At 63.4% G+C, this 13,667-nt stretch carries 9 protein-coding genes; 1 reads left to right on the plus strand and 8 read right to left on the minus strand.

The window, feature by feature from the left end:
• Positions 1–190: 190 nt before the first annotated feature.
• From mdtD to betI, 6 genes are all read right to left on the minus strand, one after another.
• Positions 191–1,663, minus strand: coding sequence for a multidrug transporter subunit MdtD (gene mdtD / locus BM019_RS19865; protein ID WP_259679317.1), 1,473 nt, complete (start codon positions 1,661–1,663; stop codon positions 191–193).
• Positions 1,664–1,726: 63 nt separating this feature from the next.
• Positions 1,727–3,064, minus strand: a complete 1,338-nt coding sequence (locus BM019_RS19870; RefSeq protein WP_092419495.1) for a TldD/PmbA family protein — start codon at positions 3,062–3,064, stop codon at positions 1,727–1,729.
• Positions 3,064–4,506: a TldD/PmbA family protein gene (locus BM019_RS19875; protein WP_092419498.1), complete on the minus strand. Its 1,443-nt coding sequence runs from the start codon at positions 4,504–4,506 to the stop codon at positions 3,064–3,066. The genes BM019_RS19870 and BM019_RS19875 overlap by 1 nt, the downstream gene beginning before the upstream one ends.
• Positions 4,507–4,916: 410 nt before the next feature.
• Complete coding sequence (betA, locus tag BM019_RS19885; protein ID WP_009045967.1) at positions 4,917–6,620, minus strand: choline dehydrogenase; 1,704 nt, start codon at positions 6,618–6,620, stop codon at positions 4,917–4,919.
• A 181-nt stretch (positions 6,621–6,801) separates the two neighbouring features.
• Complete coding sequence (gene betB / locus BM019_RS19890; protein WP_007925976.1) at positions 6,802–8,274, minus strand: betaine-aldehyde dehydrogenase; 1,473 nt, start codon at positions 8,272–8,274, stop codon at positions 6,802–6,804.
• A 113-nt stretch (positions 8,275–8,387) separates the two neighbouring features.
• Complete coding sequence (gene betI, locus BM019_RS19895) at positions 8,388–8,981, minus strand: transcriptional regulator BetI (protein ID WP_009045966.1); 594 nt, start codon at positions 8,979–8,981, stop codon at positions 8,388–8,390.
• 425 nt (positions 8,982–9,406) lie between these two features.
• Here betI and betT point away from each other — a divergent pair, with 425 nt between their 5' ends.
• Complete coding sequence (gene betT / locus BM019_RS19900) at positions 9,407–11,404, plus strand: choline BCCT transporter BetT (protein WP_007925980.1); 1,998 nt, start codon at positions 9,407–9,409, stop codon at positions 11,402–11,404.
• Positions 11,405–11,634: 230 nt separating this feature from the next.
• On the opposite strand, the gene choV is transcribed toward betT, so the two are convergent.
• Complete coding sequence (choV, locus tag BM019_RS19905; RefSeq protein ID WP_009045965.1) at positions 11,635–12,813, minus strand: choline ABC transporter ATP-binding protein; 1,179 nt, start codon at positions 12,811–12,813, stop codon at positions 11,635–11,637.
• Positions 12,810–13,655: a choline ABC transporter permease subunit gene (gene choW / locus BM019_RS19910; protein ID WP_007925985.1), complete on the minus strand. Its 846-nt coding sequence runs from the start codon at positions 13,653–13,655 to the stop codon at positions 12,810–12,812. The genes choV and choW overlap by 4 nt, the downstream gene beginning before the upstream one ends.
• Between the last annotated feature and the right edge of the window lie 12 nt (positions 13,656–13,667).

The following is a 13,667-nucleotide window of genomic DNA, read 5'->3' on the forward strand; positions in this document are numbered from 1 at the left end:
TAAAAGCGGTGGCAATGGTGGTCACGGGACGGGCCTGCAAAACAAAATGTCGCGCAGTGTATCAGTCCCGCTCCCTTTACCTGCAATTTCTGGACGAGCGAGCCATCGCTCCCTCCTGTAGCCGCTGCCGAAGGCTGCGATCGGCGGCGCAGCCGACGTCAATCGAGCTGCATGTTTTATCCGATGCGGCTCAGTGCTCGATATGCTCCTGGACCTTCTTCGCCCGCCGGCCGTCCCTGGGCGACAGCTGCAGGAAGATCGCCGCCGCCAGCATTGCCATGATCCCCACCGTGAGGAAGGTCAGCTGGAAGGCGCCGAGCACGGTGTTCACGCCGTCATTGCCGACTTCGGCGGTGAAGCCGCCGAGCAGCGCGCCGGCGCAGGCCACCCCCAGGCTCAGGGACAGTTGCGCCACCACCGACAGCAGGCTGTTGCCGCTGCTGGCGGAAGCGTCGTCGAGGTCGATCAGGGTCACGGTGTTCATCGCCGTGAACTGCAGCGAGTTGATCGCCCCCAGCACCGCCAGCATGCCCAGCAGCAGCGGGTAGGGCGTCTGCTGCGTGACCAGGCCCATGCTGGCGAGCATGATCCCCAGCGCCAGGGTGTTGCCAGTGAGGACGATGCGATAGCCCAGGCGTTCGATCAGCGGGCGGGCGATGGACTTGGCGAGCATCGCCGCGGCGGCCAGCGGCAGCATGCTCATCCCGGCCTGTGACGGTGAATAACCGAGGGCCACTTGCAGCAGCAGCGGCACCAGGAACGGCAGGGCGCCGCTGCCGAGGCGGGCGAACAGATTGCCGAGGATGCCCACGGCAAAAGTCCGCACCTTGAACAGCGAAGGCGCGAACAGCGGATTGTCGATATGCCCGGCCCGCAGCCAGTAGGCCGCGAGGCAGGCCAGGCCGCCGAACAGCAGCAACATCACCCGCAGGTGCGGCAGGTGCAGTTCGCCCAGGCCTTCCATGGCGATGGTGATCAGCACCATTGCCGCGCCGAACAGCAAAAAGCCCAGGCCGTCGAAACGCGTGCGCTCGCTGCCGCGCAGGTCGGGAATGAAGCGCCAGACGGCATAACAGCCGATCGCGCCCACCGGCAGGTTGATCAGGAAGATCCAGTGCCAGGTCAGGTACTGCACCATCCAGCCGCCCATGGTCGGGCCGATCAGTGGGCCGAGCAGCCCGGGAATGGTGATGAAACCCATGATCCGCACCAGTTCCGAGCGCGGGTAGGCGCGCAGCACCACCAGCCGGCCGACGGGCAGCATCAGGGCGCCGCCCAGGCCCTGGATCACCCGGGCGCCGACCAGCATGCTCAGGGAGTTGGACAGGGCACAGAGCAACGAGCCGATGCTGAACAGCAAGATGGCGCCGAAGAAGATCTTCTTGGTGCCGAAACGGTCGGCGATCCAGCCCGAGGCAGGGATCAGCAGCGCCACGGTGAGCATGTAGGCGATGACCACGCCCTGCATGCGCAACGGATCTTCCGCCAGGTCGCGGGCCATGGCCGGCAGGGCGGTGTTGAGGATGGTCCCGTCGAGGGATTGCATGAAAAAGGCGATGGCCACCACCCATGGCAGCCAGCGGGCGGTGGTGGCGTCAAGTTCGGCACGGTTGGGCATGGGACCTCTTTCTTGTGGTGAGCACGTATCCCCCTGCAACCGCATCGCGGGCAAACCTCGCGCCTACAGACGCCATCCCGTAGGAGCGAGATTTGCGTGCGACAGCGGTTACAAGGTCAGCGTCAGCCGGCTCACCAGCGCGCCCGGCAATTGCGCCGAGGCGGTCTGGCGCTGGCTGTAGGTACTGGCCGACAGCAGCAGCTCGCGCTCCCGGGTCAGGCCTTCCAGGTGCGAACCCAGCAGGCTGTAGACGCTGTCATCGAAACGCATGGTGCTGACCGGAGCCTGGATTTCGCCGTTCTCCACCCAGAAGGTGGCGAAGCGGGTCATGCCGGTCAGGCGCGCCGCCGGCTGGTCCGAGTAGTTCAGGTACCACAGGTTGCTGATGTACAGGCCGGTGCCCAGTTGCTTGAGAATCTCCTGCTGCGACAACTGCCCGGGCGCCATGTTCAACGCGCTGGGGTATTCGCCGCTGCCGGCACCGTTGGTGGCCAGGCGGTATTCGGCGGCGCTGCGCGAGTTGATCAGTTGCCCTTGGGCGACGCCGCCGGCGATCAGCGACAGGTCGCTGCGCGGGTAGCCTTCATCGGAAAACGCCGGGCTCAACGAGCCGCTGACCTGCTCGTCCAGCGACACCAGGGGGCTCAGGCTGGCATCGCCGGCATAGAGCTTTTGCAGCGGGCTGTGTTTGCTGGCGATGGACTGCGCGGAAAACCCGCCCCAGCTCAGCATGCCCATGATTTCCTCCAGGGCCGCCGGCGCCAGGTAGGCGCGATACTGCCCGGGCGCCAGGGTGCGCAGCGGTCGTCCGAGAAACGCCAGCTGTTCCCGGGCCTGCTGGAAGCGCTGGGCGAAGCCCTGGCTGCTCCATTCATGCCCGGCGTAGCTGGCTTTGACGGCCTGGCCATTCTCGTGGAACAGGCTGAAGTCGAAGTTGAAGCTGTTGGCCTGGTGCCAGCCAAAGGCTCCCGAGGAGCTGGCAAAACCCCGGCTGATCGGGCCGGCCGCATAGAACCCCACCAGGTCCAGCCCGGCGGCGGCCTGGCCGATTTCGGCCACTACCTGCTCGCTGCTGGGCAGCGGGTGCTCCTGCACATTGTGGGTGTTCCAGGCATCGGGGTTGAGCAGCAGGTACGGGTCCCGGGGCAGCAGCGGCAGGGTCTCGCGCAACTGTTGCAGGCCTTCGGCCAGGCGCTGGACATCGACCTGCGGGTCGCCGGCGAGGGTGATCTCGAGGTCGGCATGGCGCCCGTCGTCGATCAGCTTGAAGCCGAGGCTGGCCTGCTGCACTTGCCCGGCCTGGCGCACCTTGGCGTGGTTGAAACGGATGAACTGCGAAGACTCGGCGGCGTAGCTCAGGGTGAACTGTTCGGGCTCGCGCACGGCATCGCGCAGCCAGTCCACCAAGGCCTTGAACTGCTCGGCCTGATTCAGGGACGTACTCATCAGGCATCTCCTCCAAATACATCGACATGGCTGAACACACAGGCCGGCGAGGCATGGCCGACGCGGATCACCTGGTTCGGCTCGCCCTTGCCGCAGTTCGGCGTGCCCAGGACCTGGAAGGTGCTGGCGTCGCCGACGGCGCTGAGGTTTTTCCAGAAGTGCGCGGAAATCGCCCGGTAGTTGGGGTTTTTCACCACGCCCTTGAGTTCGCCGTTCTCGATCAACTGGCCCCATTCACAGCCGAACTGGAACTTGTTGCGCGCATCGTCGATGGACCAGGAACGGTTGGTGGACATCAGGATGCCGTTCTCGATACCGCCGATCAGCTTCTCCAGCGGCTGGTCGCCGGGTTCGATATTGAGGTTGGCCATGCGGTCGATGGGCGGGCGGTTCCAGCTGCAGGCGCGGCTGTTGGCCACGCCGTCGAGGCCGGCGCGAAATTGCGAGAGCGCGCCGCCCAGCGGGCGCAGCAGCAGGCCCTGCTTGATCAGGAACTGCTTGCTGGCGGGCGTGCCATCGTCGTCATGGCCGTAGCTGGCCAGTTGCTCGGGAATGTCCGGGTCGAAGGTCACGTTGAGCAGGCTGGAGCCATATTGCAGGCTGCCGAAGTCGCTGCTTTTCACGAAGCTGGTGCCGGCGTAGTTGCGCTCGTCGCCGAGGATGCGGTCCAGCTCCAGCGGGTGGCCGATGGATTCGTGGATCTGCAGCATCATCTGGTCCGGCATCAGCAACAGGTCGCGCGGGCCCTGGGGCGTATTGGGCGCGAGCAGCAATTGCAGCGCCTGGTCGGCGACCTGGGCCCCGGCGCCGATCAGCCCGCAGCGGCTGATTACGTCGGCGCCGCCCTGCTGGCCGAAGTTCTCGCGGCCCAGGCTGCGGGTCTGGCTGTCGCTGCCGTCGTAGGCGGTGACGTCCATGCCCGGGTAGACGAAGCGCTGGGCCTGGCGCAGTTCGGCGCCGGCGCTGTTGAGGTAGATCTGCTCGACCTGGGTGAGGCCGAGGCTGACCTGCCAGTTCACCAGGCGCTCGTCCTTGGGCACGGCCGCGGATTCGTCGCCGAGCAACTGGTAGCAGTCGCTCAGGGAGGGAAAGGGTTGGTCGAGGTTGGGCGAGAAGTAGTCGCCGCGGTCGCTGGACACCGCCTGTTCGCGCAGGTCAAGCAGGGCGTGGGCGGCGATCAGCCGGGCTTGTTGCTCGGCGCGTTGCAGCGCGGTCTGCAGGCCGCTTTGCGACAGGTCGTTGGTGGCGGCGTAAGCCTCGACGCCATTGACCCGCACGGTGAGCATCGCGCCTTCGTCGCGGCTCAGGCTCGGCGGCTCCGCGACGTTCTTGCGCACCGACAGGTACTGGCCGGATTCGCGCACGTAGCGCAGGGAAAAGAATTCGGCGCCCGTGCGCAAGGCAGCGAAGCGCTGCTTGAGCTGGGGGTGGAAATCGAACATCTGAGGAACCTCCATGTGAACAGTCTGGCTGTTGCAGGCCTTATCGAGAGCAAGCGGGCGTCGGGCCAGGGGTTTTCTGTAGGAGCAGCCGGTCGACGCTCGATTGCTCGCGATAAAGCCCGAAGGGCTTTGAAGCCAGGTCGGAAAAGGTGCTGGGGAATGCTGCGAGCGCCTAGATTAGGCCTGTGCGATGGGCGGTATCAAGCGGGGAGGGGCAGGGAAATGTTGGAGAACTGTAGTTGTGGCCAAGGGCTGTGATTCGGCAATCGGGTTCTTGCCTGGTGAATCGTGGTGGCTGGTTTACGTCGGCTGCGCCGCCGATCGTCCGAACGCGGCCCGAACCTGCGGCAGCGGCTACAGGTCGGATACAGCAAAAGGGCGCCGATCGTTGCGATCGGCGCCGTTCGAAGTTACTGCGCGGTAGCGCTCACTTCACGTACCGGCTTGCCACGTACCGGGGCATCGCCCGCCACGTAGTAGGCGGCCTTGCTGCGTGGCAGAGGCTGACGGCCACGGATCTTGTCGGCGATTTTCTCGGCCATCATGATCGTCGGCGCGTTCAGGTTGCCGGTGGTGATGATCGGCATGATCGAGGCATCGACCACGCGCAGACCCTGCATGCCATGCACGCGACCCTGGCCATCGACCACGGCCATTTCGTCGGTGCCCATCTTGCACGAGCAGGATGGGTGGAACGCGGTTTCGGCGTGCTCGCGGATGAATTTATCCAGTTGCTCGTCGGTCTGCACTTCGATGCCCGGGCTGATTTCGCGGCCGCGGAAGGCGTCCAGCGCCGGCTGTTGCATGATTTCCCGGGTCAGGCGGATGCCGTCGCGGAATTCCTGCCAGTCCTGCTCGGTGGCCATGTAGTTGAAGAGGATGCTCGGGTAGTCGCGCGGGTTCTTCGACTTGAGCTGGATCCGGCCGCGGCTTGGCGAGCGCATGGAACCCATGTGCGCCTGGAAGCCGTGTTCTTTTACACCGTTGCTGCCGTTGTAGTTAATCGCCACCGGCAGGAAGTGGTACTGGATGTTCGGCCATTCGAACTCTTCGCGAGTGCGTATGAAACCGCCGGCTTCGAACTGGTTGCTGGCGCCGATGCCGGTGCCGTTGAACAGCCACTCGGCACCGATGGCTGGCTGGTTGTACCAGAGCAGCGATGGGTACAGCGAGACCGGCTGGGTGCAGGCGTACTGCAGGTACAGTTCCAGGTGGTCTTGCAGGTTTTCACCAACGCCCGGCAGGTCGTGGACCACCGGGATGTCCAGGCTTTCCAGGAGCTTGGCCGGGCCGACGCCGGAACGTTGCAGGATCTGTGGCGAGGCGATGGCGCCGGAGCACAGCAGCACTTCCTTGCGGGCACGGGCTTCGACGCGCTCTTCGGCGGAACCGACCAGGTAACGCACGCCAACGGCACGCTTGCCTTCGAACAGGATCTTGTCGGTCAGGGCGTGGGTGACGATGCTCAGGGTCGAACGCTTTTTCGCCACGTCGAGGTAACCGCGGGCGGTACTGGCGCGACGGCCTTTAGGCGTCACGGTACGGTCCATCGGGCCGAAACCCTCCTGCTGGTAGCCGTTGAGGTCTTCGGTACGCGGGTAACCGGCCTGCACGCCGGCTTCGACCATGGCGTGGAACAGCGGGTTGTTGCCGGCTTTCGGCGTGGTCACGCTGACCGGGCCGTCGCCGCCGTGGTAGTCGTTCGGGCCGATGTCGCGGGTTTCGGCTTTACGGAAGTACGGCAGGCAGTCCAGGTAGGTCCAGTCTTCCAGGCCTGGCAGTTTTGCCCAGCCGTCGTAGTCCATGGCGTTGCCGCGGATGTAGCACATGCCGTTGATCAGCGACGAGCCGCCCAGGCCCTTGCCGCGGCCGCATTCCATCCGGCGACCGTTCATGTGTGGCTCCGGGTCGGTTTCGTAGGCCCAGTTGTAGCGACGGCCTTGCAGCGGGAACGCCAGGGCGGCCGGCATCTGCGTGCGGAAGTCGAAACGGTAGTCCGGGCCGCCGGCTTCGAGCAGCAGCACGGTGACGCCTTCGTCTTCAGTCAGACGGGTCGCCAGGGTGTTACCGGCGGAGCCGGCACCGATGATGATGTAATCGTATTCTTGGGACATTGAATGCACCCTCTTTGAGATGGGGTCAGATCGGACGATCAATAAACCTGTAGCCGCTGCCGAAGGCTGCGATCGGCCCGGAACGGGACGCGCTCTTGAGGCTCTCGAAGGCCCTACGGGCCTTGTCGCAGCCTCGCAAGTTCGGCAGCGGCTACAGGGTTTGTCGTTCAGGCTGGGTGTCTTAGAACACCGAGGCGTAGTCGCCCAGCTCGACCTGTACCGATTTGATGCGGGTGAAGTTGTTCAGCGAGCTGATGCCGTTCTCACGGCCAACACCCGACTGCTTGTAGCCGCCGACCGGCATCTTGGCGTCGGATTCGCCCCAGGCGTTGATCCAGCAGATACCGGCTTCGAGCTGATGAATCACGCGGTGCGCGCGGTTCAGGTCACGGGTTACCACACCGGCGGCCAGGCCGAAGTCGGTGTCGTTGGCGCGACGGATCACTTCTTCTTCGGTTTCGTAGGTCAGGATGCTCATCACCGGGCCGAAGATTTCTTCGCGAACGATGGTCATCTCGTCGGTGCAGTCGGTGAACACGGTCGGCGCCACGAAAGCACCTTTGGCGAATGCGCCGTCGGTCAGGCGTTCGCCGCCGCACAGCAGGCGGGCGCCTTCTTCCTTGCCCTTGGCGATGTAGCCCAACACGCTTTCCATGTGGGCGAAGCTGACCAGCGGGCCGAAGTTGGTGTTTTCGTCTTCCGGGTTGCCAACGCGAATGCGCGCGACGCGCTCGACGATCTTGGCTTCGAAAGCGGCTTTCAGGTGGCTCGGTACGAAGACGCGGGTACCGTTGGTGCAGACCTGACCGGAGCTGTAGAAGTTGGCCATCATCGCGGTGTCGGCGGCGCGATCCAGGTCGGCGTCGTCGAAGATGATCAGCGGCGACTTGCCGCCCAGTTCCATGGTCACGTCTTTCAGCGAGGAGCTGGAAGCGCTGGCCATGACCTTCTTGCCGGTGTCGGTGCCGCCGGTGAAGGAGACTTTCTCGATGCGCGGGTGTTCGGTCAGCCAGGTGCCGACTTCGCGGCCGCTACCGGTCAGGACGTTGAACACGCCAGCCGGAACGCCGGCTTCGGTGTAGATCTCGGCCAGTTTCAGGGTGGTCAGCGAAGTGACTTCGCTTGGCTTGAAGATCATCGCGTTACCGGCCGCCAGGGCTGGCGCGGATTTCCACAGGGCGATCTGGATCGGGTAGTTCCACGCGCCGATACCGGCCACGACGCCCAGCGGCTCGCGACGGGTGTAGACGAACGAAGTGGTGCGCAGCGGGATCTGCTCGCCTTCGATGGCCGGTACCAGGCCCGCGTAGTATTCCAGCACGTCGGCGCCGGTGACGATGTCGACATACTTGGTTTCGGAGTAGGCCTTGCCGGTGTCCAGGGTTTCCAGGGCAGCCAGTTCATCGTTGCGCTCGCGCAGGATGTCCACGGCGCGACGCAGGATGCGCGAACGCTCCATGGCGGTCATCGCGGCCCAGATCTTCTGGCCTTTTTCGGCGCTGACGACAGCGCGCTCGACGTCTTCTTTAGTCGCACGTTGCACTTGAGCGAGAACTTCACCGTTGGCCGGGTTGATGGCATCGAAGGTGGCGTCGCTGCCGGCGTCGGTGTAGCCGCCGTCAATGTAGAGTTTTTGCAGTTCGAAACGGGCCATGTTGATAGTCCTCGCAAGTGCATGAGTGGTTGGCGTTCACCACTGGGCGTGCCGTGTAGCCTGGGCGCGCTGGTCAGTGGCAGTTCAGGGGGCCGAGCGTCTTGTAATGTGCTCTAGCGCTCCTGCTTAGCCAGTTGGAAATCCATGTATTCGTAAGCGATCCGGTGCGCCTGCTCGGTGTCGAAAGAGTCTCCCGACAGCGCGCCGCGCAGCCACAAACCGTCGATCAGGGCTGCCAGGCCTCGCGCTGCGCTGCGTGCATCATCCAGCGGCAGGACGCGGCGGAACTGGCAGCACAGGTTGGAATACAGGCGGTGATCGTTGATCCGCTGCAACCTGTGCAAAGACGGGTGGTGCATGCTGGTGGCCCAGAAGGCCAGCCAGGTTTTCATTGCCGGGCCATTGACCTGGCTGGCGTCGAAGTTGCCTTCGATGATCACCTGGAGGTGCGCCCGCGGGCTGCTGTCCTCCAGCGCCTGACGGCGCGCGGTGACGTTCTCGCTGAGGACACTCATCAGATACTGCGCCGTGGCGGCGATCAGGCCGTTCTTGTCCTGAAAGTAATGACTGATGATGCCGTTCGAGACACCGGCCAAACGGGCGATCAGCGCAATGCTGGCGTCCCCCATCCCGACCTGATCGACCGCCAGCAACGTGGCTTCGATCAACTGCTGGCGGCGTATGGGTTGCATACCGACCTTGGGCATCTTGCACATCTCCTTAGGCCTGCTGGCAGTCGTGAAACGGCTACCGGCGTGAGGGCCAGTCTATTTTGTTTTGATTGAACGTTCAATCAACAAAGAATAAGATCTGCGACAAATCGTCGCTGCCTCCAGGTCCTTCCTGCGTGTAGATGGCGGAAAAGCGACCTCCGAAAAAGTCTGAAACCCAAGCAGGGCATGGCGTGAACCAGTGAGGACGGATGTGTTGAATGGGCAAGACGCTTAAGGCCAGGTGACGAACTGCACGTTTGCACAAGGCCTTCGACGCTGGTTCTCAACGCAACCCCTGCGGGTTCGGGCTTTTTTCGGGGTGTCTTTATATCACCCGTCGGTCGGCTGCCAACTAACCGATTGGTCGGGTGCCGTGTTGCCTTGTGTTCTTCTCTCGCACTGCCTGGAGCATCTGTGCCATGAGTTCTGCCTCTCTTATAAAGACCCCACCGGAAAAGGTGCGGGTCAACGGTTGGGTGTTCTACACCTCTACCGCGCTGATCCTGTTGCTGACCGCCATTCTGATCATCGCCCCGCAAGAGGCCGGCAGACTGCTCGGCATTGCCCAGGCCTGGTTGTCCCGCAGCTTCGGCTGGTACTACATGGTGGTGATCGCCGCCTACCTGGTGTTCGTCGTCGGCCTGGCGTTTTCCTCCTACGGCAAACTCAAGCTGGGGACCAAGCAAGACACTCCGGATTTCAGCTATGGCGCCTGGGCCGGCATGCTGTTTTCGTCCGGTATCGGCATTTCGCTGCTGTACTTCGGCGCTTCCGAACCGCTGGACCACTACTTCAATCCGCCTGAAGGCGTACCGGGCAGCAACCAGGCCGCGCGTTCGGCGCTGCAACTGACGTTCCTGCACTGGGGCCTGCACGGCTGGGCGATCTACGCCCTGGTCGGCCTGGCCGTGGCCTACTTTGCCTACCGCCACAACCAGCCGCTGGCGCTGCGATCGGCGCTTTACCCGCTGGTGGGCGAGCGCTGGGTCAAAGGCGCGGCCGGCCACGCGGTGGACGGTTTCGGCATGTTCGTGACCCTGCTGGGCCTGGTGACCAACCTGGGCATCGGCTCGATGCAGGTGTCTTCCGGCCTGGAAAACCTGTTCGGCATGGAACACAGCAACACCAACCTGCTGATCGTGATCATCGTCATGAGCACCGTGGCCACCATCGCCGCGGTATCGGGTGTGGAAAACGGCATTCGCCGCCTGTCCAACCTGAACATCGTGCTGTTCAGCGGCCTGCTGATCTTCGTGCTGCTGTTTGGTCCGACCCTGCACCTGCTCAACGGTTTCGTGCAAAACGTCGGCGATTACCTCAACGGTGTGGTGCTCAAGACCTTCGACCTCTATGTGTACGAAGGCGACAGCGCCAAGTCCGACCGCTGGCTGGGCCTGTGGACCCTGTTCTACTGGGCCTGGTGGATTTCCTGGGCGCCATTCGTGGGCATGTTCATCGCGCGTATTTCCCGTGGCCGTACCGTGCGCGAGCTGGTGGCGGGCGTGCTGCTGATTCCGCTGGGCTTCACCCTGGCCTGGCTGTCGGTGTTCGGTAACTCGGCCCTGGACCTGGTGATGAACCATGGCGCGGTGGAACTCGGCAAGACGGCGCTGGAACAGCCGTCCATGGCGATCTACCAGCTGCTGGATCATTACCCGGCGTCGAAGATTGTCATCGGCGTGTCGATTTTCGTCGGCTTCGTGCTGTTCCTGACCCCGGCCGACTCCGGCGCGGTGATGATGGCCAACCTGTCTTGCAAGGGCGGCAACGTCGATGAAGACGCCCCGCACTGGCTGCGGATCTTCTGGTCGGTGGTGATCACCCTGGTGACCGTCGGCCTGCTGTTCGCCGGTAACTTCGAAGCCATGCAGACCATGGTGGTGCTGGCCGGCCTGCCGTTCTCGGTGGTGCTGGTGTGCTTTATGTTCGGCCTGCACAAGGCCATGCGCCAGGACACGCAGATCGAACAGGAACAGGCGGAATTGGCGGCCCGTGGCCGTCGTGGTTTCAGCGAGCGCCTGACCCAGCTGGACCTGCAGCCGACCCAGGCGGTGGTCCAGCGTTTCATGGACAAGCACGTGACGCCGGCACTGGAAGAAGCCGCGACCCAGCTGCGCAACCAGGGCCTGGATGTGCAAACCCTGCTGGGCAAGTCCAAGCGTTGCATGGGCGTGCGGATCGAGATGGAAGAGGGCAACCCGTTTGTCTATGAAGTGAGCCTGGACGGCTACCTGGCGGCGCCGAGCGAATCGGCCGATGCGCCCGAAGAGCGTGCGCGCTACTACCGCGCCGAGGTCTACCTGCACAACGGCAGCCAGGAATACGACTTGATGGGCTTCACTCAGGAGCAGATCACCCGTGACGTGCTCGACCAGTTCGAAAGCCATCGGCAGCTCCTTGGCCGGGTCTACAGCTAAGACGTGAGAGGCGCGGTGTAGCCCTGTTACACCTCGTTGTCTGTATCGCGAGCAAGCTCGCTCCTACAAGGATTGCATTTGACCTGTAGGAGCGAGCTTGCTCGCGAAGCGCCATCCCTGACCCAGCGCAACACCGGCTCCCGCAACAGGGAGCAAACCTGCACTCTTTATTTCCGATAAAACAAAAACGCCGCGATCGATGTCGCGGCGTTTTTGTTTGCGTGTCGCTGTTACCCCAGGTTCTTGCCGAGCAGCGCGTGGTAGAGCTCGCTGTCGCCGAGGATCCCCACCACCTTGTTGTTGTCGTGCAGCACCAGCTTGTTGCCGGTCTGGTAGCGGATCTGCAGGGCGTCGCGCATGCCGATATTGGAGTCGACCAGGGTCGGCTTGCGGCCCAGGCCTTCCACCGCCTGGCCCGGGATCCAGTTCTGCAGGTCGAGGCTCGCGCCGTTCTGGCGTGCGCCCTTGATGGTGTTGCCCTCGGCCAGGTCGAGCCAGGAGTCGCCACCCGGGTCCAGGCACACCGAGCCGTTGATGCGTTTGCAGTTGTCCAGGGTGCGCATCAGGCTGCGACCGCAGAGCACATTGAGCGGGTTGGTATGGGCGACGAAGGTGCGCACATAGTCGTCCGCCGGGTTCAGCACGATTTCTTCCGGCTTGCTGTACTGGATGATCCGGCCGTCTTTCATGATGGCGATGCGGCTGCCCAGCTTCAGGGCCTCGTCGAGGTCATGGCTGACGAACACGATGGTCTTGCTCAGCTTGCGTTGCAGTTCCAGCAGTTCGTCCTGCAGGCCCTGGCGGATCAGCGGGTCGAGGGCGGAGAAAGGTTCGTCCATCAGCAGGATGTCGGCGTCCATCGCCAGGGCGCGGGCCAGGCCGACACGCTGCTGCATGCCGCCGGACAGCTCGTCGGGCTTCTTGTTGCGCCACTGGGTCAGGCCCACCAGCTCGAGTTTCTCGTCCACCAGCTTGCGCCGTTCCTTTTCCGGCCGGCCCTGCATCTCCAGGCCGAAGCTGATGTTCTCGCGAACGGTCAGCCAGGGCATCAGGGCGAACTTCTGGAACACCATGGCGATGCGCTTGGTGCGCATCATCTTCAGTTCCGCCGGGGTGCAGGAGGCGATGTCGATCTGCTTGCCGTCATGCTCGACGAACAGCTTGCCGCGGCTCACGGTGTTGAGGCCGTTGATGCAGCGCAGCAGGCTCGACTTGCCGGAGCCGGAGAGGCCCATCAGCACGCAGATTTCGCCTTTCTCGATGTCCAGGCTGGCCTTTTCCACACCGACGATCTGGCCGGTCTTTTTCAGGATCTCGTTGCGGGTCATGCCCTGATCCAGCAGCTTGAGCGCCTCGCGTGGATCCTTGGAGAAGATAACGTCGACGTTATCGAAGCGGATTATGCTCATGCGTCACCCCCTACTTTGGCTTCGGGTTGTTTGCAGATACGGTCGAGCATGATCGCCAGCAGTACGATTGCCAGGCCTGCTTCGAAGCCCAGGGCGATATCGGCGGTGTTCAGTGCGTTGACCACGGGTTTGCCCAGGCCATCGGCGCCCACCAGGGCCGCGATCACCACCATCGACAACGACAGCATGATGCACTGGGTGATGCCGGCGGCGATGCTCGGCATGGCATGGGGCAGCTCGATACGCGACAACAGTTGACGGCGGGAGCAGCCAAAGGCCTTGCCGGCGTCCATCAACTCTTGTGGTACATCGCGGATGCCCAGGTAGGTCAGGCGGATCGGCGCGGCAATGGCGAACACCACCGTGGAAATCAGGCCTGGTACCACGCCCAGACCGAACAGGGTCAGGGTAGGAATGAGGTAAACGAAGGTCGGCACGGTCTGCATCAGATCGAGCACCGGACGCATCATGGTGTAGAACATCGGCTTGTGCGCGGCGACGATGCCCAACGGCACGCCAATGAGCACGCAGACCAGGGTGGCGAACAGCACCTGGGCCAGGGTTTCCATGGTTTCCTGCCAGTAACCCAGATTGAGAATCAGCAGGAAGGACAGCACGACGAAGGCCGTCAGGCCCCATTTGCGTTGAATGATGTGCGCCAGCAAGGCAATCAGGCCGATCAAGGCCAGGGGGTTGAACCAGGTCAGCGCAAACGTCACGCCGTGGATCATCGTTTCCAGGGTCGATGCGATCGCATCGAATGTGTTGGCGCCGTGTTGCGTCAACCATTCGACGAAGGCAGCGATGTACTGGCCTAAAGGGATTTTCTGATCAATGAGCATGGTATTGAACGT

The sequence above is a fragment of the Pseudomonas sp. NFPP07 genome, assembly GCF_900115645.1.
Lineage (GTDB): Bacteria > Pseudomonadota > Gammaproteobacteria > Pseudomonadales > Pseudomonadaceae > Aquipseudomonas > Aquipseudomonas chlororaphis.